Here is a 22,105-nt window from a genome sequence, read left to right as displayed (position 1 = left end):
ATGTCAACAACGCACCCGCCACGGGAATCTGCGTGGCGGGCGTGGAAAAATCAGGGCGTGAGGGTGGTCACGTGTTCGCGATAGCCATCGCGCGTGAGCCGATAGCGCAGCTGCACGGTGTGGCCGGGCACCACCGTGAAGGGCAGCGCAAGGGAACTGCCGGGGTACAGGCTGTGCGATACGTCATGAGCGGTGCAGCGGCTGCCCTCGCAATCGGCGATGCTGGTGATGCCCAGGCGCAGGGTGCCGTCGTTGTACAGCGCATCGCCCTGCACCCGCGGCTGCACGGTGCCTTCGGCCGGCAGCACATTGACCAGCGCACCCCAGACCAGATTCACACCGATACTGGCCTGCGCACCGTCACCGCCCTCGATGCTGGTCTCCTCGGGCCCACGCACCCCTTCGAAGTAGACGCGGTAGGCTGTCTCGGCCTCTACGGGCTGCAGCGGAATCAACCGGATCAACCGGTTGCCGCCGCCCGCGAGGGCAAATTTCCCGGGTGTGATGGCGATGGCCGCCTCGCCCGGCTCGACCTCCACCTCGTGCTCCTGGTCGCTGGCAGGATCTACGATCCGCCGCAGCGAAGCCTGGATGCACTGCGGTTGGGTGGACTGTGAATAGATGCGCATCTGGGTGCTGCGCTTGCCATCCACCGAGGCGCGCATCGGATGCACGGTGAGATTGGCCTGGGCTGGCAACGCCAGCAGCAGCGTCAACGGAATGAGGCAGGCGGCGAGTCGTTTCATGCGGCTTCCTGGGGGGATCAGGGGGTGGTGGTGGGCACACGCAGCTCCACCTGCAGCTCGCCGAAGTAAGTGCCGGCCAGCTGGGTGGAAATGGGAACGCGGGGAATATCGAAGGTGATCGGCGTGGGCACACAGAACACCGGCTGGCTCATGCCCGGCAGGATCACCAGGCGCAGCTGGGCGCTGTCGATGCCGTGCAGTTGCTGTTCCACGCCGTTGGGCATCCGCACCGTCGCGCCGCTATGGGCGAGACTGACGGTGTAGTCCAGGCGCCGTGTATCGTCGGTGCCGCCATCGGTGTGCCAGAGCGAATAGCCGCTGGGACCGGGCGGATGCCCGCCACGATCGCGGACCGTCACGCCGAGATACTGCGCCTGCGAACCGAGGCCGTCGTACAGGCACATCTCCAGCACCGTGCGTCCACCCACGGTCTGCCCGATGGGGTCGTAGGCAGCGTTGAGCTGTACCAGCGGCGTAACGTTGTGAAATCCGGGGAAGTAGATCGAGACAGCGTTTCGATCCGTGATCGTTAGGTCGAACTCGAAACCATAACGGGCCAATGGTGTACCGCCGATCTCGCCTTGCGCGTTCAAACTGAGGGATGCGCGCCACCTACCCGCAACCAGTCGACTCACTTCGGTGGCTGGAAGGTGCAGCCCCGCACCGGTGCCGATCGGCCATTCCGAAGCACACTCCCATACGGACGCAGACCATAGGGGAATGGGCAAATTTGTCCAGAAGTCGCCGCTGCACCGGCGCCCAGGCATTGCACGATTGAGGTGACCACTGAGCCTCAGCTCCGTACGCATCCCCGAGCGCTGCTCAACGAACGCGAGCGTTATGAGGCCTGCTCCTGCTTCTCCTTCCGTGCCTACCTCCGGACAACTTCCGTTTGTTGAATTCGAAGACGACTGGCAGGTCAGATGGACGCCTCCATAATTGAAGCTTGGATCAGTGCTGTAGGCCAACACCGTTCGTGGCGCCCACAACTCGATTTCTCCAGGCATCGCCGAGCGATCCCACGTCATCACGATGTTCTGCGTGGCACTCACCGGGTGGGTTTCCGGCGGCCGCTGCCCCCACGCATGCGGCATCACCAGCAGCGACGCCATCACCAGCATCACCGTCCACACGCCACGCCGGTTCATGGCGTACCTCCAGCGGCTGCGGTCTGCGGCACGGCCGCGATCAGCGCCTGCTCCTGCAACAGGCGGGTGACCCGGGCCTGCTGGCGGATATCGGCGGGCAGCTGGGCCACGCTCAATGGCGCGCACTCCACCTGGCCCACCAACATCACGACATTGCGGCGCTCGCGAACCTCCAGCGGGCACTGCAGCAGGTTGTCGTCCTTCAGCAGGTACAGGGTGCGTTCGCGGCGCGGGAAATCGGCGACGAAGCCGCCGTTGGCGCCGGTACCGGGCACCGGCGCGTTGAGGATGCGGGCGCCGCGCAGTGGCGCGCCGGCGATGTCGCGGGCGCTGCCGATGAAGGTGTAGGTCACCTCGATCGGTACCGGCATCTGCACCAGCCGGCCGGGAGAGAGGAACAACGGCCGTGCGCCGCCCACCCCGGTCACGCGGATGGCGGCATCGCTGGTCAGCGCGCTCGCATCCTGAACTTCGGCGCGGTGGGTCTGGTAGGCCGGCAGCGGCAGCAGGCGGCGCTCGCCCAGCGCCAGGCGCTGCCGGCGCAACCCGCCCACCTGCAGCTCGGCGGCCACGCCGGTCAGTTCCAGGTCGTCGGTGTCATCCACCTGTACGGCCAGGCCGGCGTCGGCGCCCAGGCCGCCGCCCCAATAGAAGCCACGGCGGCCCAGGGCCAGCCCGGAGCTGTGCGTGGCGCTGTAGGCCATCTCGTTGCCACCGCGCTGCTGGTAGTGCGCGAGAGTGGCGCCGGTGTGGCCGATGCTGTTCTGCAGCTGGGCACTGAGCGCGGCACTGTAGCGGTCGTTGTTGTTGCCGCGCAGGTCCAGCGAGGCCTCGCGGTACTGCGTGTCCATCTCCTGGCGCACGGTCTGGCCGGCGCTGTAGTTGACGTCCGGCCGCAGGTGCTGCGGCTGCCGGAAGTCGATGCCATAGCGGCGTTGCGAACTACCGCGGTCGCCGCGTTGCAGGCGGGTCAGGCTGACGTTGAGGTAGATGCCGCGGTCGCGGCCGTTGCGCAGGCGGCTGCGCGTATCCTGCTGCCACAGGCCGAGCCGGGTGGAGACACTGAACTGCTGCCAGCGCTGCACGCGGCTGTAGCTGGCCTGCCAGGTGCGGCTGAGCTGCGGCTCGCGCGTGTAGCGCTGCTGCCACGGGGGCAGCACCGGGTCGAGCCCGGCCATCGGATCGTCGATGTCGCCCGGCAGCAGCGAGCCACGGCTCCAGGTCTGGCGGCGGGTATAGGCCATGTAGGCGCTGCCACCGGCAACCGGCAGCGCGACCGAGGCACTCAGCGAATCGGCGCAGCCCAAGCGGTCGCGTGCATCATCCTCGAACACACAGGCCTTGCCGCGTACCCGCTTCTGGTAGAGATTCCACGAGGCATGGCGGCGATAGGAGAGCTGGTGCTGCTGGCCACTGCTGCCGTCGCTGCCCTGCAGGCCACTGAAGGTGGCACGGATGTCCTGGGTGGCGAAGGCATGGCGCAGGTCCACACGCAGCTCGCCATAGCTGAAGCCGCCGAGGTCGGCGACGCCGGCGGTCACCGCCGTGGTGCGGCCCAGTGGCAGGCGCAGGCCGGCCATGGCGGCCATCTCGCCGTCGAAGCGGTCGCTGCGCCGCTCGTTGCGGCGGCCGCCCTGCAGGAACCACTGCACGCTGCTGTTGGTCCAGTCGCCGCCCTTGTCGAACGGCGCGTCTTCGCTGCGCACCAGCTGGCCGTCTTCGTAGACGCGCAGGGTGACGGTGTAGTTGCCGAACGGGAACCGGCGGGTGTCGAGCTCGTTGATGCCGGCCGGCAGGTAGAAGGTCTGCAGCAGGCGCTCGCCATCGAAAGCGTCCACCCGCGCGTCGCGGGCCAGCAGCACGGTCAGTGGCAGTGCCTGCACGGCGGCATCGGCATCCACGTAGGCTTGGGTGGTGCCTACGCGCAGGCCGGCGAAGCGATCCATCGGCAGCATGCTGAAACTGAAGGTGCCGCCCTGCGGGCTGGACAGGTTGCGGCGGTCCATGCGCCCGGCCTGCAGATAATGCTGCTGGCCCAGGTCATGGCGGTAATAGGCGTTGTCGAACTGGAAATCATCGCGGCGGCGGCCACCGCGGTACTGCTGGCTGTTGAAGTTCCAGTCCACGGCGAGGTGGCCACGTTGCAGCACGCCCAACGCACCCGCGCCTTGGGCGGTCAGTGCCTGGTAGCCGCGGCCACCGCTGAAATTGAGGGTCTGCTGGTGCAGGAACGCGTTCTCGGCGTTGTTGCTGACCTGATGGAAGCGCTCGGCGGCCGGCTCGGCCGCGATCCACTGGCGGGCGACGAACAGGCGCACCGCGCCCTCGCCTTCGTCATAGAGGGCACGCACGGTGTTGGAGTCCTCGGGGGGATCGAGATAGCCACAGCCGGCACTGCCCCCGCCATAGCGGCAGGCGAGATGGCTGTTGCGCGGCAAGGGCTGCGACAGCGCGGGCAGCAACGCCGCCTGCGCCTCGGGGGAAAGATCCAGCGCCTGCAGCACGCGCGCGGGGTCTTCCAGCTGCACCTGTTCCAGGGTCACGCGCACCGGCGAAAGCCCGGCCGAGCGAGCGAACAGGCGCACATCAAGTTGTTCGATCTGGCCTTCAACCAGATCCTCGAAGCCGGGCGGAACGCCGCGTGCCGCGACCAGGGGCATGGCCAACGACAAGGCGAGCGCGACCGCCAGCCGAGTGACGGCCGGTACAGGAACTTTCATGGGTGTCATGCCTGAGGCGGCCGGCCCGTTGCCGGGCCGGCGCGGGGTGTTACGGCGAAGCGGTCTTCTGCTTCATGGCGATGCTGACGATGCCCTCGTAGGCACCGGCGACGGTCAGCGGGGCCTTGGTGGCCTGGGCGATATCCAGGTCCATGATGAACGAGGCGCCCGGCAGGGCACCGTCGAAGATGTCCGAGGCCAGAAAGTCCTTCGGCGCCACGGACAACGGTGTCTTGTTGAGGCTGACGGTCAACGGGACCGTTGGTGCAGTTCCGGTCTTGATGACGAGCATCGGGTCATGCATCACATTGACTTCAATGTCCTTGGTCTCGTCGTTGGTGAACACACGAACGCGCTCTCTGACAGCGGCCAGGCCATCACCCGGGATATGCGTCATTTCCATCATGTCGGGCAGCGGGCTGCCATCAGCCTTCAGCAGGGCCAGCGACAGGTCGACGTTGGTGTAGACCATGATGTGGGATTCGGCGGCGTTGGCCGACAGCGAGACGGTGGCCAGCGCGGCGGCCAGGGACAGTTTCCTGAGCAGAGTCATTGCGATCTTTCCTTGCGTAATGAGTAGAGAAACTGAACGCAGGCAAGAGAAGCCGAACGTCGGCGCCTGCGGACAGGACGCAACAATAGAGATGCAAGCTGCGTTGCACCATGCAACAACTTGACAAAAATGAAATGCGTGCAGCATTGGACGATCGACTGGAAAAATGGGTGCAATCGCACGCGCCGATCGCCCCCATATCGACGCTGTCGCCGGGTTCTCATCAGCGGCATTCCCGATGCACAGCTGCTTCCACAACGGCGGCTCAGTGCCCGCCGGGAGACAATCCAGTGGATTTTGCGTAGTCGAGCAGCTCATAGTCCGAGCGCAGGCCCAGCCGACGCATTGCCGCGCCCTTCTGGCGGCTGATGGTGCTGATCGTTCGCCGGTGCACATCGGCGATTTCCTTGACACTCAGGCCGTGCGCGAGCAGCCGGATGACTTCGCTCTCGCGCGAGCTGAGCCCGGTGCGGTTGCGACCGGAGCGCAAGCGTTGGGCAAGATCACCGGAGAAATAGGTACGGCCGCCGAGGACGCAGTCCACTGCGGCCAGCAGGTCGGACAGGCCGCCGGTTTTCTCCAGGATGCCCTCCACGCCCAGCCGCACCACCGCTCGAAGCACCTGCAGGTTGGTGAAGGACGTGACGACGATCAATCGCACATGGCCGTGATCACGGCGGATGCTTTCCAGCATGCGCACGCCATCGGGGCGACCGCCCCACGGCATGGACAGGTCGGTGATGACCAGGTCGCACGTCTTTTCTGCCAGCAGGACTTCGAGTTGCTCGGGATCCGCTGCTTCGCCGATGACCCGTACCCCGGGGTGCCGGGCAAGCAGGCACTGGAGGCCCACGCGGACCACTGGATGATCGTCCGCAATCAGTATGTTTTTCATGCAAGAGCCCGTGAATTGAAGTTACACGCGCACGGCGCATGGCCTCGCCACACTGGGCGATGACGAATGCGTTCTGAAACTCTCGCTCAACGGCCTGCCGGCAGGAACGCGGCAGGCAGTTGTGATTGTTTCGGGTGAACCTTAGGCGAAGCGCTGCACCCCAAACTATGAATCAACTTGCATAAACGTGAATCTGCGGCGTAGTTCCGTTCTGGCCACCGTTCAACCGCGCAGCGTTGCGCCACCGTCGACGTAGAGATCGCTCATCGCGATATGACCGGCCTGGTCGGAGAGAAGAAACATGACCCCGTACACGATGTCATTCGGGCGAGCGATTTTCTGCAGGGGAATGCCTACCTTGTATGTTTCCAAACTCCCTTCAATCACGCGCTGCTCGCCCTCGGGTCCGGCCCACATCCCGGTCTGCATCGGGGTCAGGGTTGAGCCGGGCGCCACGATGTTGCAGCGGATGCCGAGCGGCGCCAGTTCCAGGCCGAGGCAACGGGTGAACATGGTCGCGGCCGCTTTGGATGCCGCATACGCCGCCATCCCGTGCCGGGGTACGCCCGCGGCATTGGAGCTGACCGTGACGATGGCGCCTTTCCGCCGCGGCGACATCACCCGTGCGACGGCACGCGAGACGTGGAACACGCCATCGGTATTGACCGCGAAGACGCGGCGCCATTGCGCGTCATCCGTCTCCACCACCGTGCCGGTCTGCAGGACACCAGCCACGTTGATGGCAAAGCCGATCGCACCGATCCTGGCTTCGATCCAGGTAACCAGCGCCTCCACCGCAACCGGATCGCTCACGTCCAGCGCGCAGGCGTGGATGTGCGGCTGCCCTGCCCGCGCGGCGAACACGGGGGCCTCCAGATCCGTGGCGATCACGGTGCAGCCGCTGTCGTGAAGGTGCTCGGCCAGTGCCGCGCCGATCCCGCCGCCCGCGCCAGTGACCAAGGCGATGGTGCCGTCGAATCCGGTGAGTTTCATGCGGGTGTCCTGATCGTTTCAGAGCGCTGAAGCTGCGCATCGAGCCATGGCGCGATCTGCGCCACGGCATCGCGGCCGGTGAGTTCAGCGTGCAGGAAAGGAAGTTCAATCGCTTCGACGCTGGCGGCATGCGCCTGCCACAGGGCCGATTGCAGCTGCGGGCGGTCGAGGTGGTCGCGGCCGGCACGGACGTGCAGCAGCCGACCGTCGTAACGTGTGTGGTGATGGGCGCGGATCAGCCGGTTGGTGCCGGTGACCGCACGCACCACCCCATCGAGCACCACATCGGGGAGGTTGCCCAGCGCGCTGTCGCCCCGGCGCAGGAACGCCAGGATCCGCTCCCGGCTGTCCAGCTCGGGATGCGCCTCCGGGTCATGGCCGGCGATGGCCAGCAGGGCGCGTAGCGCGGCGATCGGATCCGGTTCGGGTTCGGCACGCCAGCACTCGCTGGGATAGGCATCCAGCAGCGCCAGTACGCCGACCTCGTGGCCGAGCGCGCGCAGGTGCACCGCCATCGCCTGGGCAAGGATGCCGCCGACCGACCAGCCAAGCAGATGCACCGGGCCGGGCCGGCCCAGCGCGAGGATGCGCTCGGCGTAGCTGGCCGCCAGTGCCTCGATGCTGGCCGGCAGTGGCTGGGCAGGATCAAGCACGGGCGACTGCAGGCCCTGCACCTCGCGAGCCGGGGCGAGCGCCCGGGCCAGGTCACGATAATTCCAGGCGATACCACCGGCCGGGTGGATCACGAACAGCGGCGCCAGCGCAGCGTCACCAGCGGCCAGCTGGATCATCGGCGCCAGGCCGTGATCGGTGGCCGCTGGCGGCGCGTCGATACGGGCGGCCAGCGCCGCAACCGTGGGGGCGGCGAACACCGCGCCGAGGCCGAGATCGCAGCGCCAGCGCTGCTGGATCGCCAGCAGCAGGTGCACGGCGCTGAGCGAGTCACCGCCCAGGGCGAAAAAGTCGGCGTCGGCACCGATCGGGCTGCCCAGCCCCAGGGTCTCGGCGAACAGCTGCGCCAGCGCCTGTTCGGTGCCGGTGCGCGGCGCCACACCCTCGGATACACGCTGCGCCGGGGCCGGCAGCGCGGCACGATCCAGCTTGCCGTTGGCGGTGACCGGCCAGTGCTCCAGTACAACGAATGCGCTGGGCACCATGTAATCCGGCAGGCGGGTGGCCAGGTGGGTGCGCAGCTCATCCGCCTGCGGGCTGCCCGCATTGAGGTAGGCCACCAGCCGCGGCTCGCCGGGGCGATCTTCGCGCAGCAGGACGTCGGCCCGGCTGACGCCGGGTGCCGTGCGCAGGGCGGCGTCGATCTCGCCAAGTTCGATGCGCAGGCCGCGCAGCTTGATCTGATGATCGTTGCGACCGAGGTATTCCACCGCCCCATCCTCACGCCAGCGCGCCACATCGCCGGTGCGATACAGGCGGTTGCCGGGTACGAAGGGATCGGCCAGGAAGCGCTCGGCGGTGAGGTCGTCGCGGCCGAGGTAGCCGCGCGCCAGCTGCACCCCGCCCAGGTACAGATCCCCTGCGACACCGGGTGGCAGCGGCTGCATCCGCGCATCAAGTACGTACAGCCGCGTATTCCAGACCGGGAAACCGATCGGCACGGGCTGGGAGGCGTCGTCGCGACTGGCCGGCCACCAGCTCACATCCACGGCAGCTTCGGTCGGCCCATACAGATTGTGCAGCTCGGCCTGGACCGTGGCATGGAAGCGATCGCGCAAGGCGGCATCCAGCGCTTCGCCACTGGTGAAGACCCGGCGCAGTTGCAGCCCACGGGCCGATGGCGCAGCCAGGAACGCGGCCAGCATCGACGGCACGAAATGCAGCGTGGTGATCGAGTGCTCGCGGATCAACGCGGCCAAGGCGAGTGGATCACGGTGCGCCTCGGGCGGTGCGACCACCAGGGTGGCGCCACTGATCAACGGCAGGAAGAACTCCCAGACCGAGACATCGAAGGTGGCCGGGGTTTTCTGCAGGATACGATCGTCGGGCTGGACACCGTAATGCGTGCGCATCCATTCCAGGCGATTGACGATGGCGCGGTGCTCGATCAGCACGCCCTTGGGCTCGCCCGTGGAGCCGGAGGTGTAGATGACGTAGGCGGCATCGTCCGGCTGCGGCACGGTGCCGAGCGGGCCGTCGCTGGCGTGCGGCCACTGCGCCGGGGGGAGCACCGTCATCCCGGGGAACCGGTGGCGGTCCTGCTCCAGCGCCAGTACGCAGACCGGCCCGGCCGAGCGCAGGATCCGCGCCAGGCGCTCATCCGGGTGGGCCAGGTCCACCGGCAGGTAAGCTCCGCCCGCGCGCAGCACGGCGACCAGCGCGATGACCAGTTCAAGCGAGCGCGGCAGTGCCACGACCACCCTCGCCTCGCGGCCGGCGCCCTGTGCCTGCAGGTGCAGCGCCAGCGCCCGGCTGCGTTGCTCCAGCTCGGCGAAGGTCAGCTGCTGCGCGCCGTAGACCACGGCCACGGCGTCGGGCGTGCGCGCCATGCGAGCGGTGATCAGCGCGGCGAGGCTGACCTCGGGCACCGGATGTGCGGTGGCGTTGACCTCGTAGAGATAGCGCTGGGCCTCCTCCGGCGTGCACAACGGCACCGAGGCGATGGGGCCACCGGCAGCCTGCACGTCCAGTGCGGCCGACACGAAATGCAGCAGGCGTGCGGCATGGGCCCGCACCTGCGCGCGGGTATACAGCGCCGGGTTGGCCTCGATCTCCAGATCGAGCACGGCGGCGCCATCGCCACGAAAGCCCAGCGTCACGTCGTCAACCGGGCCGGTGGACAGAATCTCCAGTGTCGCGTGCACGCCGTCCAGCTGCAGCGGCCGATAGAACGGCTGCACATTGACCAGCGGGCCATGCAGGCGACGCTGGCCACCAATCAAGCCGAGATCGCGACGCAGTTGTTCACCGCGGTAGCGTCCGTGGCGACGGCCGCGCATCAGCCGCAGGGCGACGTCGCGTACGAAGGTGTCCACGCTGCCCTCGCCGGCCTTGAGCCGCAGGGGCAGTACATTCATCACCATCGCCGGGACGCGGGCCGAGACGCTGCCCAGGCGGCCCATGAACGGGACGCCGATCACCGCCTCGGTTTCGCCACTGATGCGGCGGCAGTACTCGGCGCCGAGCGCGGTGAGCAGATCCGGCCAGGGCTGGCCGATGGCGGCGGCTGCGGTGTGCAGGCGCGCCCGCAGTGTGGGATCGATGGGCGCCACGTGGCGCAGTGCATCCGCCGCCGCGGCTCCGAGGCCAGCCTGCAGACCCGCGGCCGCCGGTGCATCGGCCATGAGCTCACGCCAGTATGCGGCGTCGCGCGTGCGGCGCTCGCTGTCACGATACTGCGCGTCTTCATCGAGCACCGGCGGCAGCGGCGCCAGCGCGCCCTGTGCGGCGTTGCCTGCGTACAGCGCGCAGACCCGCTCGGTGAGCAGGCCCATGCCGTAGCCATCGGTCGCCAGGTGATGCACGCGCAGGTACCAGACGCTGCGGCCCGCGCCGAGCAGGAACAGGCGCTGCTGGCTGAGCCGGTCGCGGGCGGGATCGACCGGGCTGAGCCGGTCGCGCTGCATCGCCTCGCGGGCGGCGGCGGCCGGGTCCGGATGGCCGGACAGATCCACCACCTGCAGCGCGGGCGTGTGCTGCCGGTCCACCCACTGTTCGGGCAGGCCCTGTGCGTTTTCGACGATACGCAATGCCAGCGCGTCGGATTCATGCGCGGCCTGATCCGCAGCGCGCACGAATGCAGCCACGTCCAGTCCGCCCTCGATCCACACCGCATGGGCGGTATTGAAGGCGGGATTGTCCGGCGCCAGGCGCTGGGCGTACCACAACCCGGCCTGGGCCTCGCTCAGCCCGCGAACGAGGCGCGCGTCCGGACTCGGCACCGCACGTGCGTTCATGCGCCAGCCGCGGCCTGGGCCTGCAGGCGCTGCACCACCGTCCACCAGCCGCCCAGCGTGGTGTGCTCGGCCAGGTGGCTGAACTCCAGCGCGATACCGGTGTTGCCCCAGGCCAGTACCAGCCCCAGTACCCGCATCGAATCGAGCCCCAGGTCCATCAGGTTCTCATCGTTGCGGATGTCCTCGGGCGCTTCGCCGATCATCTCGGCGACATCGGCGCGCATGCGCTCCAGGGTGAGTGCGGTCATGCGAGCGTCTCCAGCAGGTGATCGGTGGTCATCGGGATGCCGCAGGTACGGGCGATCCAATGCAGGGCCAGGTCGTGGTCGGCGCGCGAGAAATCGGCGACGGCATCGGCAGCGATGAAGCTCTCGATGTCGCGCTGGAAGCCTTCGGCCACGGTGGCGGTGCAGCCGATGTGCGCATAGACACCAGTGACCAGCAACTGGTCGCGGCCACGGGCGCGCATCATCGTTTCCAGGTTGCTGCGCTGGAAGGCGCTGTAGCGGTGTTTGACCAGCACATGGTCGCCCGGCTGCGGTGCCACCGCCTCGATGATGGCTTCGTGCTCGTCGGTTGCGGACATGCCCGGGCCCCACAGATCCGCCTGCAGGCCGCGATCGCGGCGGTCCTGGTGGCCGCGCTGGGCGGTATAGAACACCGGGATGCCACGCGCACGGCAATGCGCGAGCAGGCGCGCGATGTTGGCCACGGCCGGCGCCAGCGGTGCGGTGTCCGGCGCGAACGCGGCCAGGAAGTACCGCTGCATGTCATGTACCAGCAGCGCCAAGCGCTCGCTCTGGGGCTGCCAGGCGCCGCGCGGGGTGGGCAACTCGGCCTGGGTCGGCAGGGGGTACGGTTGGATCGTTGGCAGCGCCATCAGCGCGTTTCTCCTGTCTGTTGCATGAACCGTTCGCGCAACTGGGCACGCAGCTCGCGGCGGCTGATCTTGCCGACCGCCGTGGTGCCGAAGGCATCGACGAACACGATCTGGTCCGGCACCTTGAACGCGGCCAGGCCGCGGCTGCGCACCCAGGCCTTGAGGCTGGCGGCCTTGGTCGGCTCACCCTGGGCAATGATGAAGGCGCAGCTGCGCTCGCCCAGGTAGGCGTCGGGAATCGAGACCACGGCCGCATCGAACACGCTGGGGTGCGCCAGCAGATGGTCTTCGATTTCTTCGGCGGAAATCTTCTCGCCGGCCCGGTTGATGTGATCGCTGGCCCTGCCCTGCACGACCAGATAACCGCCGGGCAGGCGCTGCACCATGTCGCCGGTACGGTAGAAACCGTCCTCGGTGAAGGCGCGCGCATTGGCCGCCGGGTCGTTGTGGTAGCAGCGGATGGTGTACGGGCCGCGGGTGAGCAGATGCCCGGTCTCACCTTCTGCGACGGGATGACCGTGGTCGTCGACCACCAGCACTTCATCGTCCTCGCTGATCGGGCGGCCCTGCGTGGAGACGATGATCTCTTCGCTGTCGTGCAGGCGGGTGTAGTTGACCAGCCCCTCGGCCATGCCGAACACCTGCTGCAGCGTGCAGCCCAGCCCGGCGATCACGCGGCGTGCCGCTTCCGGCACCAGCTTGGCGCCACCGACCTGCACTACCTGCAGGCTGGACAGATCCTGCGTGGTCGTCGCGGCCGCCTGCGCCCATAGCAGGGCCAGCGGCGGCACCAGGCCGACGCAGGTGACCCGTTCGCGTGCGATCAGGGCGAACGCAGTCTCCGGGCCGGCGCCCGGGCTGAGCACCACCCGGCCACCGGCATACAACGTGCCGAAGAAGCCGGGCGAGCTCATCGGGAAATTGTGCGCGGCAGGCAGCGCGACCAGATAGACGCTGTCCTGGGTGATGCCGCAGATCGCATTGCTGGCGCGGAATGAATACAGGTAGTCGTCATGCGTGCGCGGGATCAACTTGGACAGGCCGGTGCTGCCGCCGGAGATCTGCAGGAACGCCACGGACTGCGGATCCGGATCGGGTGGCAGCCGCTCGAGATCGCCTGCCAGAGCCTCCAGCGCGGTGAACCCGGCGCCCTCACCCACGATGATGACGTGCTGCACTGCCGGCACCTGCGCCTGGAGATCGCGCGCCAGCGTGCGGTAGTCGAAACCGTCGTAGCTCGCTGCAGCGACATAGGCACTGCCCTCGGCCTTGCGGGCGAAATGCGCGACTTCGGTGATGCGGTGCGCAGGCAATGCGTAGACCGGAATCAGCCCGGCGCGGAACAACCCGCACACCACGGTGATGAACTCGGGCACGTTGCCAAGCTGGACCACGACCCGGTCGCCCGGGGCCAGGCCCTGCGCGAGCAGGCCGGCGCCGATGCGGCCGGCTTCCTGCCACAGCTGGGCATATGTCAGGCGGGTATCCCCCCCGACCACCGCGATATCCCCGGCAAAGCGTTCGGCACGTTCGCGCAGGAAGCCCGGGAAGGTCTCGCCACGCCAATGGCCGGCGGCACGATAGCGCGCGACCAGGGCCGGCGGCCAGACCTGGCGCAGCGGCACCCGGGAGGAAGAGAAGGATGCGTTCATGGACAACTCCCGCACATCAGAATGGACGAACGTCATGGACGCCGAGCGCGGTCAGCAGGGCCATGAACTTGGCAGCCGTTTCGGCCACTTCGAGATCGGGTTGCGAGCCCGCGACGATGCCGGCACCGGCATACAGGCGCACCTGCGTGCCCTGCACGCGCGCACAGCGGATCGCCACGTACCAGTCGCCATCGCCCCGGGCATCGGTCCAGCCGACTGCGCCGGCATAGAAACCGCGCGCGACCGGTTCAGCCTGGCGGATCAGCGCCAGTGCGGGGTGGCGTGGTGTCCCGCACACCGCCGGCGTGGGATGCAGCAGTGCCACCAGCGCGGCCGAGGAAACCGATGCGTCCTTGAGGGTGCCGTGGATGCGCGTGCCCAGGTGCCACATGGTGGCGGTGGCATGCAGCGTGGGCTGGGGCTGTGCCTCGACGCGATGGCACAGCGGCGTCAGCGCTTCAACGATGGCCTCGACCACGTGGCGGTGCTCATCATGGTCCTTGGCCGAGGCCAGCAGCGCCTCGGCGGCGCGGGCATCCTCGGCAGGATCGGCCGAACGACGTGCCGAGCCCGCCAGCGGATGCGACAGCACGCGCTCGCCACGTTTGGAGACCAGCAGCTCGGGAGTGGCGCCGACCAGCCAGGCAGGACCGGGGCCGCCTTCTGAAGGCACCGGCACCACGTAAGTGGCCACGCTCGGATCCCTGCCCAGCCGCGCGGCCAGCACCCGCGGGTGCAGTGGCTGCGCGGTGGTGACCCGCAGGCTGCGGGCCAGCACGACCTTTTCCAGCGCACTATCGGTGCGCTGCAGTTCCGTGACGGCGGTGGCGACCGCGCCTGCATAGGCCTGCGCAGGCGGTTCAGCCAGCACGTCACCGACCACTGTGGGGGTTTCAACGCGGACCACCGTGGGTTGGCCAGACACGTGATCGGGCTGGTACAACGCATCGGCCTGCTCGGGATCGAACGGCACCGCGCCGACCAGCAGCCGCGGGCCGGAGCGCGGTGCGGCGAAGAAAGCGTCTACACGTTCGGCCAACGAGGCGGTGGGGCCCGACGGCAGGCGCGCGCGCACGCCCTGCGCTTCGAGCGCCTGCTGCGGGCTGCGCAACAGAAAGTACGGGGCGTCGGCCATGTCGATGGCGGACGCGTGGGTCAGCTCGTCGGCTCCGTGGTTGATCAGCATCTCGTTCATACGGCACCCCGCTGGCGGTGGATCGCGGCAGAGACCGCCAGGACCAGCAGCACGGCGCCGACCAGCAGATACGGCGCGCTGGGCGACCACCGGTACAGCAGTGTGCCGATCATCGGCCCGACCACCATGCCCATGCCCTGCACCGACGCCACGGTGCCGGCGGCGGCGCCCTGCTCGTGCGCCTCCACCGAATCGGCGGCCAGCGCCTGGAAGTTGGGGAACACGAAGCCCATCCCGAACGCCGCGACCGCGTAGCTGGCCAGCAGCTGCCACGGCACGCTGACCAGCGCGACCGACGCAAAGCCGAGACCGGAGATCAGCGCGCCGACCACGATCCAGCGCGTGGGGCGGATGTCCTTGAGCTTCATCACCAGGCCCTGGGCGAAGATCAGGCCGACGCCGACCGCGGTCAGCGCCAGCCCGGCCATGCGTGCGCCATCTGCCGGCGACAGTTGAAGGCGGTCGATGGCGAAGAAGCCGACCGTGACCTGGGCGATGGTCACCGAGATCATCGCGGCGAACACGGCCAGCAACGGCAGCCGCAGGCGTGCATCGCCCAGCCCCAGCGTTGGCTTGGGGCCGTTGTGCGTCGGGGCGACCGGCGGGGTGTTCGGCAGGCGCCACCAGATCATCAACAACGACAGCAGCGGCAACAGCGCGGCCACATACAGCGTGAGGGAGAGGTTCTTGTAGGCGATCCAGCCGGCGGCGGCAGGACCCAGCACCATGCCCAGCGCATTGGCGGTGCCGAGCTTGGCCATCACGCTGCCGCGCTGCCCCGGCGCAGCCTGGTCGGCAACGATGGCTGCGGCGGTCGGTGGCACGGCGGCGTAGAACAGGCCGACCAGAGCACGCGTGCCGACCAGCACCAGCACCGAAACCCAGATAGCCGGCGGTGAAGTCAGCGCCACATCCACGAAGACCGCCAGCCCCAGATAGATCACTGCGTAAGCGGCCAGTGCGATCAGCAGCACGCGCTTGCGGCCGATGCGATCGCTGAGCGCCCCCCAACGGCGGGCGGCGAGCATCCACAACACGCCGGCCGCGGTGACCGACAGCCCGGCGTGCCATTCGGCCAGGCCCAACACCCGCACCACCGGGCCGATCACGGACACGAACGCCATCATTGCCATGGTGCCGAGCAGCGCGGCGGAAACGAGGGCGGGCAAACCGGATACGACAGGACGTGCAGACATTGAACACCACAGCCAATAAGAAGTTGAACCACGCGGTGCGCCGGGGCGCGCGCGGTTCTGCCATCCGGTTGCGAATGCATCACCGCCCTGTGATCCATCAAATGATAACGGCTCGCATTTGCGTTTGATAGTGCAGTCTGTACGGGATGTTCATGTCGCCGGGGCCGCCGCCCCTGCGACAAAAAAGCACTACATCTGCGGTTGACGATCCACCACGACCCCACTATGTTGTGTCCATCGGCTCCCCGCTTCCGCCAGGCCCGGTGCACCGTCACGACGCCGCGCCGTAGTAGAACGCCCCGTCGTATCCCTGACCGGCGCCTGGAAGCAAGGCCCGTTGCCACCGATGTGAGCCTCTGGCGACGTATTCCTGCACACGCAGGGCCTGCCCACCAATCACGCCTTCTGTCCGGCTGCCGCACGGCTCTGCCGCGCCGCCTGCTGGGCACTGCGCCATGCATGGAGAACGCATGAACACCGACGACACCGTCGCCTCGACCGCCACCCCACCCACCGACACCGCCCTGGATGCCGCCACCGGCGGTGAAACACTGTGGATCACCAAGGAGGGCGGCAACCGACGCATGCCCTTCGACCAGCCGCGGCTGGAACGCACGGTGCACAGCGTGCATACCGAGTTCCCGCAACTGGACGTGGCCGACTATCTGCGCAGCGTGCTCGGGCAGATCGCCCGGCGGCAGCAGCTCAGCGCCGATGAGATGGTGGACCTGCTGATCCGCGAGGCCGAATCACGCATCGACCTGACCGCACCGGACTGGGAGCACTTCGCCGCCCGCCTCTACCTGCGGCGGCTGTACAAGCGCGCCAGCAAGAACCGCTTCTACGATGCCACGCTGAAGTACGGCTCGTACGTGGGGCTGCAGGAAAGCCTGGCCGACCGCAACGTCTACTCGATCGACATCCTCAAGGCGTATTCCAAGGATGAACTGGAGGAAGCCGGGCAGATGATCGAGCCCGAGCGCGACACGCTGTTCGCCTACAACGGGCTGTACCTGCTGGCGACCCGGTACCTGGCCACCGATCACTCCCGTGCGGTGTACGAGCTGCCGCAGGAACGCTGGCTGACCATCGCGCTGTACCTGATGCAGCACGAACACGAGCATGGCGAACGCTCGCGGCGCCGGCGCATGCTGCTGGTGCGCGAGGCCTACTGGGCGCTGTCCAACCTGTACATGACGGTGGCGACGCCGACCCTGGCCAATGCTGGCAAGGTCGGCGGCCAGCTGTCCTCGTGCTTCATCGACACGGTGGACGACAGCCTGCAGGGCATCTACGACTCCAACACCGACGTGGCGCGCGTCTCCAAGCACGGTGGTGGGGTGGGTGCGTACCTGGGCTATGTGCGCTCGGCGGGCTCATCGATCCGGGGCGTGGCCAATTCCTCCGGCGGCGTGGTGCCGTGGATCAAGCAGCTCAACAACACTGCGGTGAGCGTGGACCAGCTCGGCCAGCGCAAGGGCGCGATCGCGGTGTACCTGGATGTCTGGCATCGCGATATCGAGGCCTTCCTCGATCTGCGCCTGAACAACGGCGACCAGCGCCTGCGCGCGCACGACGTGTTCACCTCGGTGTGCCTGCCCGACCTGTTCATGGAAGCGGTGGAGCGCCGTGGCGACTGGTACCTGTTCGATCCGTACGAGGTGAAGCGGATCAAGGGCTGGTACCTGCAGGATTTCCACGATGAGCAGCGCGGCCAGGGCAGCTTCCGCGAGAAGTACGAGGAGGTCGTGGCCGATGAACGGATCAGCCGGCGCACGATCAAGGCCATCGACCTGTTCAAGCGGATCATGGTGAGTCAGCTGGAGACCGGCAATCCCTTCATGTTCTACCGGGACGAAGTGAACCGGAAGAACCCGAACAAGCATGCCGGCAGCATCTACTCCAGCAACCTGTGCACCGAGATCCTGCAGAACATGAGCCCCACCCGCATGATCCAGGAGATGATCAGCGGCGACCAGATCGTGACGACCAGACAGGCCGGCGATTTCGTGGTGTGCAACCTGTCCTCGATCAACCTGGGCCGTGCGGTCACGGCCGCGCCGGACCTGCTGACCAGCGACGTGCTCGAGCGCCTCGTGCCGATCCAGGTGCGGATGCTGGACAACGTGATCGACCTCAACCAGCTGCCGGTGCCGCAGGCGACCATCACCAACCGCAAGTACCGCGCGATCGGGCTGGGTACCTTCGGCTGGCACCACCTGCTGGCCCTGCAGCAGATCGAGTGGAACTCGCCCCAGGCTGAGGACTATGCCGACAGCCTGTACGAGCGCATCAACTACCTCACCATCCAGGCCAGCATGACCCTGGCCAAGGAAAAGGGGCGCTACAGCGCGTTCGTCGGCAGCGAGTGGCAGAACGGCGAGTACTTCCGCGCCCGTGGCTATGACAGCCCGGCCTGGCGCGAACTGGCCGCGCAGGTCGGCGTCAACGGCCTGCGCAATGGCTGGCTGATGGCGGTGGCCCCGAACATGAGCACCGCCCAGATCGCCGGCTCCACGGCCTCGATCGACCCGGTGTACGGCGCCTTCTACTACGAAGAAAAGAAGGACTTCCGCCGGCCGGTGGCTGCGCCGGACCTGTCGCTGGAGACCTATCCGTACTACGAGAAAGGCGCCTACCGGGTCGACCAGTTCGCCAGCATCCGCCAGAACGCCCGCCGCCAGCGCCACGTGGATCAGTCGATCAGCTTCAACCTGTACGTGCCCAGCACCATCCGCGCCAGCACCCTGCTCGCGCTGCACATGAGTGCCTGGCGCGAAGGCCTGAAGACGACCTACTACGTGCGCTCCAACGATATCGACATCGCCGAATGCGAATGGTGCGGGTAGGCGCATCGCATTCGCGCTGACGCTCCCATGGTTCGCTGTGCAAACCATGGGCCCCGCATTACAACCACCCAGACCCCCGCCGCTTCGCGGCCGCCCCCTGACTCAGGGGGCTCTGCTCCAGGACACACCCCCCATGGCCATCCCCCTCGAACGCATCAAGATCCTCGAACCGCGCCACCCCAACCGCTCCACCGGCATCATCAACGGCCGCACCAGTGGCATCCTCAACTGGAACGACATCCCCTACCCGTCGTTCTACCGGGCGTACAAGGAGCTCTCGACCAACTTCTGGATTCCCGACGAAGTCGACATGAAGGGTGACGCGCGCCAGTACGGTGAGCTCAATGCCCGCGAGAAGAACGCCTACGACTCGATCATCGGCCTGCTCGCCACGCTGGATTCCCCGCAGACGCGCTTCATCTACAACGTCGCCGAGTACATCACCGATCCGGCCGCGCACGCCAACGCCGCGATCATCGGCCAGCAGGAAGTGATCCACAACGAAAGCTACAGCTACGTGCTGGCCTCGATCGCCGGCCTGGCCGACCAGAACCGGGTGTTCGAGATCGCGCGTACCCACCCGACCATCCTGGCCCGCAATGCGCCGATCATGCAGTCCTACGATGACTTCATGCGCGAGAAGACCGCCGAGACGCTGATCCGCGCGTTGATCCAGTCCTCGATCCTGGAAGGCATCAACTTCTACTCGGGCTTCGCGTTCTTCTACAACCTGGTCCGCCAGAACCGCATGACCGGCACCGGCAAGATCATCAGCTTCATCAACCGCGACGAGCTGGCCCACACCAAGTTCATCAGCGAACTGATCCGCGCCATCATCGGTGAGAACCCTGCCCTGCAGGGCGAGCAGCTGACCGCCTACGTACACGAGGCCTTTGAGCACGCCATCCAGCTGGAGACGCGTTGGACCGGGGAAGTGCTCGACGGCATCGACGGCATCGATGTGGACGAGATGATCTGCTACGTGAAGTACCGCGCCAACAAGATGGCCGGCATGCTCGGGATCGAGAAGCTGTACAGCGAGACCAACGTCAACGTGATGCCGTGGATCAAGGCCTACGCCGACAACTTCACCGAAACCAAGACCGACTTCTTCGAGATGCGCAACGCCAGCTACAAGAAGACCAATTCGGACAACGGTTTCGACGATCTGTAAGGACGCATGCCGATGCATATCCTGCTGGCCTTCGCCTCGCTGAGCGGCAACACCCGCGAGGTCGCCATGCTGGTCCGGGCCCGCTGCGAAGCGCTGGGCCACCGCGTGGACTGGCTCGACGTCGATGCCGGCGACATCGCCCTGGCCTTGCCCGCCGATCCCCCCGCCCTGTGCCTGCTTGGCTCATGGACCGACAACGCCGGGCGCACCCCGGCGGAAATGAAGGACTGCGCGGCCGCGCTGCGGGATCGTTTCGGGTTGCCCCTGCCCTTCCCGGCCGCGGTATTCGGCACCGGCGAGACCCAATGGGGCGAAGAGTACTACTGCGGCGCCGCGCACCGCCTGGCGCGCTTCTTCCACTCCCCGTACCCCGTGCTGGAGATCGAGCAGATGCCGCACGGCGCCGCCGACACCCACGCCATCCACCACTGGACCGACGCCGTGTTGGCCACTACCGAGACATCCACGACATGCTGACCCTGCACGCCCGGACCGCTGAGGATTACCACGCCGCCCTGCGCGAACACCCTGCGCTGCTGGTGGACTTCCACAAGGACGATTGCCCCGGGTGCCGGATGCTGGAGATGTCGTTGGCCAGTGTCTCCGGCGCCATCGCGGACGCCGGGATGACAGTGTTGAAGGTGAAGCTGGAAACCGTGGGTGAGGGCTTGTTCCGCGAACTGGGGTTGCGCCAGACACCGACGCTGCTGGTGGTGCGCGACGGTCACGAAACCGCCCGACTGGCGGGGTTCCAGACGCCGAAGCAGATCCTGGCGGTGTTGGGCGCGGGGTGACGCCCTGGACGGTAGGCCCGCGATTGCGCGGGCTTACCGTGGGGGCTTCAACGCAGCGGCGCGGACAACAGCCCCCGGCGCTTGAACCACCATTCCAGCGGCAGCGTGACCAGCGGCGGCACCGCCGCGGCCAGTGCCAGCAGTGCGGCCCACCACGGCCAACGCAAGCGGATTGCAGCCAGGACCGACACCACGACGTAGACCATGAAGGCGACGCCGTGCACCGGTCCAAACACCTTGACGCCGACCGGCGTTGGATCCGCTGCGTGGTACTTGAAATACATGCCGATCAACAGGCCGGCCCACGTCAGGGCTTCGACGAAAGCCACCGTGGCGAAGACGCGGCCCATCGGGCTGAGTGGCGAAGCAGTCTTCAAGGCAGGCTCGAGCGTGGCGGAAGGACCCGCATCATAGCCATTGACGGCGCTTGATGCGAACCATTCTCACTCGATCAACCGAGAGCGTCACGACCCACGGTCGTGACCGGCCCTCGATCCACTGCCAGCAATGAGAACCGCGCGTGCCACACGATGGCCGCTTTGACCGCCCGCGATCTCAGACGAACATGCCGCCCGACGCCTCCACCCGCTGCGCGTTGATCCACGCCGTCTGAGGCGACAGCAGCGCCACCGCCACCGGACCGATGTCGTCCGGCTTGCCCGGGCGGCCCATCGCGGTGACCGAGGACACCATCGCATTGACCTGCGCGTCGTCGCGCACGCGGCCGCCACCGAAGTCGGTTTCGATCGCGCCGGGGGCGAGCGTGTTGGCACTGATGCCGCGGGCGCCCAGTTCCTTGGCCAGGTAACGGGTAAACACTTCGATGCCGCCCTTCATCATCGCGTAGGCCGAGCTGCCCGGCAGCGAGAAGCGTGCCAGCCCGCTGGAGACGTTGAGGATGCGGCCGCCATCGGCAAGCAGCGGCAACACCGCCTGGGTCAGGAAGTACGGTCCCTTCAGATGGACCGCGACCAGGGCGTCGAACTGATCGACGGTGGTGTCGGCGATCATCGCGTGCAGGCCTTCGCCGGCGTTGTTGAGCAGGCCCTGCAGATGGGTCTCGCCCCAGCCATCTAGCACGCTGCGGACCTGGCTGGCGAAGGCGGCAAAACCGGCGCTGTCGGCCATGTCCAAGGGAAGCGCGGCCGCGCGACGGCCGAGTGCTTCGATCTGCGCGATCACTTCCTGGGCGGCGCCGGCCTGGCTGCGATAGGTGAGCACGATATCGGCGCCGTCGGCGGCCAGTGCGAGGGCGGCATTGCGGCCCAGGCCACGGCTGCCGCCGGTGATCAGGACGACTCGGGTTGCGTTGCGCATGTCAGTACACCTGCGTTGTGGGAATGGTTGTCAGCCTATTGGTGTTGCGTGCGCGGATAAATCGGCGGATGCTGATTTGACTATC

General features: G+C 67.4%; 17 protein-coding genes and 1 pseudogene. 4 read left to right on the top strand and 14 right to left on the bottom strand.

Annotated elements, in window-relative coordinates; genetic code table 11:
* Window positions 1–50: 50 nt before the first annotated feature.
* The 12 genes from POS15_RS06500 to POS15_RS06445 form a co-directional block, all read right to left on the bottom strand.
* The gene (locus tag POS15_RS06500) at window positions 51–746 is read right to left on the bottom strand and encodes a pilus assembly protein (protein ID WP_284129241.1); all 696 of its coding nucleotides are present in this window, start codon (window positions 744–746) and stop codon (window positions 51–53) included.
* A 17-nt stretch (window positions 747–763) separates the two neighbouring features.
* Window positions 764–1,894: a CfaE/CblD family pilus tip adhesin gene (locus tag POS15_RS06495; RefSeq protein WP_284129240.1), complete on the bottom strand. Its 1,131-nt coding sequence runs from the start codon at window positions 1,892–1,894 to the stop codon at window positions 764–766.
* Window positions 1,891–4,614 (bottom strand): TcfC E-set like domain-containing protein, encoded by a 2,724-nt coding sequence (locus tag POS15_RS06490; protein WP_284129239.1) that lies wholly within the window; start codon window positions 4,612–4,614, stop codon window positions 1,891–1,893. The genes POS15_RS06495 and POS15_RS06490 overlap by 4 nt, the downstream gene beginning before the upstream one ends.
* A gap of 49 nt (window positions 4,615–4,663) precedes the next feature.
* Entirely contained in the window at window positions 4,664–5,167 is a 504-nt protein-coding gene (locus tag POS15_RS06485) for a CS1 type fimbrial major subunit (RefSeq protein ID WP_019184599.1), read from the bottom strand.
* 265 nt (window positions 5,168–5,432) lie between these two features.
* Window positions 5,433–6,062, bottom strand: a complete 630-nt coding sequence (locus POS15_RS06480) for a response regulator transcription factor (RefSeq protein WP_019184600.1) — start codon at window positions 6,060–6,062, stop codon at window positions 5,433–5,435.
* Between the two features lie 222 nt (window positions 6,063–6,284).
* Window positions 6,285–7,055, bottom strand: coding sequence for a 2,3-dihydro-2,3-dihydroxybenzoate dehydrogenase (locus POS15_RS06475; RefSeq protein ID WP_019184601.1), 771 nt, complete (start codon window positions 7,053–7,055; stop codon window positions 6,285–6,287).
* Window positions 7,052–10,963, bottom strand: a complete 3,912-nt coding sequence (locus POS15_RS06470) for a non-ribosomal peptide synthetase (RefSeq protein WP_019184602.1) — start codon at window positions 10,961–10,963, stop codon at window positions 7,052–7,054. The genes POS15_RS06475 and POS15_RS06470 overlap by 4 nt, the downstream gene beginning before the upstream one ends.
* Entirely contained in the window at window positions 10,960–11,211 is a 252-nt protein-coding gene (locus POS15_RS06465) for a phosphopantetheine-binding protein (RefSeq protein ID WP_019184603.1), read from the bottom strand. The genes POS15_RS06470 and POS15_RS06465 overlap by 4 nt, the downstream gene beginning before the upstream one ends.
* Entirely contained in the window at window positions 11,208–11,843 is a 636-nt protein-coding gene (locus tag POS15_RS06460; protein ID WP_046274385.1) for an isochorismatase family protein, read from the bottom strand. Before POS15_RS06460 ends, POS15_RS06465 begins: the two co-directional genes overlap by 4 nt.
* Window positions 11,843–13,495, bottom strand: a complete 1,653-nt coding sequence (locus POS15_RS06455) for an AMP-binding protein (protein WP_046274386.1) — start codon at window positions 13,493–13,495, stop codon at window positions 11,843–11,845. The genes POS15_RS06460 and POS15_RS06455 overlap by 1 nt, the downstream gene beginning before the upstream one ends.
* 16 nt (window positions 13,496–13,511) lie before the next feature.
* Window positions 13,512–14,690 carry an isochorismate synthase gene (locus POS15_RS06450; RefSeq protein WP_284129238.1) on the bottom strand — a complete coding sequence of 393 codons (1,179 nt, stop codon included), beginning with the start codon at window positions 14,688–14,690 and terminating at the stop codon, window positions 13,512–13,514.
* Window positions 14,687–15,886, bottom strand: a complete 1,200-nt coding sequence (locus POS15_RS06445) for an MFS transporter (RefSeq protein WP_046274388.1) — start codon at window positions 15,884–15,886, stop codon at window positions 14,687–14,689. Before POS15_RS06445 ends, POS15_RS06450 begins: the two co-directional genes overlap by 4 nt.
* 548 nt (window positions 15,887–16,434) lie before the next feature.
* Here POS15_RS06445 and POS15_RS06440 point away from each other — a divergent pair.
* The 4 genes and pseudogenes from POS15_RS06440 to POS15_RS06425 all read left to right on the top strand — a co-directional run.
* Window positions 16,435–18,735, top strand: a pseudogene (locus POS15_RS06440) (ribonucleoside-diphosphate reductase subunit alpha); the annotation flags it as partial.
* Window positions 18,736–18,868: 133 nt separating this feature from the next.
* The gene (locus tag POS15_RS06435) at window positions 18,869–19,909 is read left to right on the top strand and encodes a ribonucleotide-diphosphate reductase subunit beta (RefSeq protein WP_019184609.1); all 1,041 of its coding nucleotides are present in this window, start codon (window positions 18,869–18,871) and stop codon (window positions 19,907–19,909) included.
* Window positions 19,910–19,921: 12 nt separating this feature from the next.
* On the top strand, window positions 19,922–20,386 hold the full coding sequence (locus tag POS15_RS06430; protein WP_046274389.1) for a flavodoxin: 465 nt from the start codon (window positions 19,922–19,924) through the stop codon (window positions 20,384–20,386).
* Entirely contained in the window at window positions 20,380–20,703 is a 324-nt protein-coding gene (locus POS15_RS06425) for a thioredoxin family protein (RefSeq protein ID WP_019184611.1), read from the top strand. Before POS15_RS06430 ends, POS15_RS06425 begins: the two co-directional genes overlap by 7 nt.
* 47 nt (window positions 20,704–20,750) lie before the next feature.
* Here POS15_RS06425 and POS15_RS06420 read toward each other — a convergent pair whose 3' ends face one another.
* Window positions 20,751–21,053: a DUF3817 domain-containing protein gene (locus POS15_RS06420; protein WP_037553548.1), complete on the bottom strand. Its 303-nt coding sequence runs from the start codon at window positions 21,051–21,053 to the stop codon at window positions 20,751–20,753.
* A 205-nt stretch (window positions 21,054–21,258) separates the two neighbouring features.
* On the bottom strand, window positions 21,259–22,020 hold the full coding sequence (locus POS15_RS06415; protein WP_019184613.1) for an SDR family oxidoreductase: 762 nt from the start codon (window positions 22,018–22,020) through the stop codon (window positions 21,259–21,261).
* Between the last annotated feature and the right edge of the window lie 85 nt (window positions 22,021–22,105).

The sequence above is a fragment of the Stenotrophomonas sp. BIO128-Bstrain genome (assembly GCF_030128875.1).
GTDB classification, from domain to species: domain Bacteria; phylum Pseudomonadota; class Gammaproteobacteria; order Xanthomonadales; family Xanthomonadaceae; genus Stenotrophomonas; species Stenotrophomonas bentonitica_A.
The sequence above is the reverse complement of the archived record's forward strand: the minus strand, read 5'-3'. Positions and strand labels throughout refer to the sequence as shown.

What these genes read in the sequence shown, in the direction of transcription:
- POS15_RS06435 (WP_019184609.1), top strand. Translation starts at nt 18,869, where the DNA reads ATGGCCATCCCCCTCGAACGCATCAAGATCCTCGAACCGCGCCACCCC.
- POS15_RS06415 (WP_019184613.1), bottom strand. Translation starts at nt 22,020, where the DNA reads ATGCGCAACGCAACCCGAGTCGTCCTGATCACCGGCGGCAGCCGTGGC.
- POS15_RS06425 (WP_019184611.1), top strand. Translation starts at nt 20,380, where the DNA reads ATGCTGACCCTGCACGCCCGGACCGCTGAGGATTACCACGCCGCCCTG.
- POS15_RS06450 (WP_284129238.1), bottom strand. Translation starts at nt 14,690, where the DNA reads ATGAACGAGATGCTGATCAACCACGGAGCCGACGAGCTGACCCACGCG.
- POS15_RS06495 (WP_284129240.1), bottom strand. Translation starts at nt 1,894, where the DNA reads ATGAACCGGCGTGGCGTGTGGACGGTGATGCTGGTGATGGCGTCGCTG.
- POS15_RS06485 (WP_019184599.1), bottom strand. Translation starts at nt 5,167, where the DNA reads ATGACTCTGCTCAGGAAACTGTCCCTGGCCGCCGCGCTGGCCACCGTC.
- POS15_RS06500 (WP_284129241.1), bottom strand. Translation starts at nt 746, where the DNA reads ATGAAACGACTCGCCGCCTGCCTCATTCCGTTGACGCTGCTGCTGGCG.
- POS15_RS06455 (WP_046274386.1), bottom strand. Translation starts at nt 13,495, where the DNA reads ATGAACGCATCCTTCTCTTCCTCCCGGGTGCCGCTGCGCCAGGTCTGG.
- POS15_RS06480 (WP_019184600.1), bottom strand. Translation starts at nt 6,062, where the DNA reads ATGAAAAACATACTGATTGCGGACGATCATCCAGTGGTCCGCGTGGGC.
- POS15_RS06475 (WP_019184601.1), bottom strand. Translation starts at nt 7,055, where the DNA reads ATGAAACTCACCGGATTCGACGGCACCATCGCCTTGGTCACTGGCGCG.
- POS15_RS06460 (WP_046274385.1), bottom strand. Translation starts at nt 11,843, where the DNA reads ATGGCGCTGCCAACGATCCAACCGTACCCCCTGCCGACCCAGGCCGAG.
- POS15_RS06490 (WP_284129239.1), bottom strand. Translation starts at nt 4,614, where the DNA reads ATGAAAGTTCCTGTACCGGCCGTCACTCGGCTGGCGGTCGCGCTCGCC.
- POS15_RS06430 (WP_046274389.1), top strand. Translation starts at nt 19,922, where the DNA reads ATGCATATCCTGCTGGCCTTCGCCTCGCTGAGCGGCAACACCCGCGAG.
- POS15_RS06465 (WP_019184603.1), bottom strand. Translation starts at nt 11,211, where the DNA reads ATGACCGCACTCACCCTGGAGCGCATGCGCGCCGATGTCGCCGAGATG.
- POS15_RS06445 (WP_046274388.1), bottom strand. Translation starts at nt 15,886, where the DNA reads ATGTCTGCACGTCCTGTCGTATCCGGTTTGCCCGCCCTCGTTTCCGCC.
- POS15_RS06420 (WP_037553548.1), bottom strand. Translation starts at nt 21,053, where the DNA reads ATGGGCCGCGTCTTCGCCACGGTGGCTTTCGTCGAAGCCCTGACGTGG.
- POS15_RS06470 (WP_019184602.1), bottom strand. Translation starts at nt 10,963, where the DNA reads ATGAACGCACGTGCGGTGCCGAGTCCGGACGCGCGCCTCGTTCGCGGG.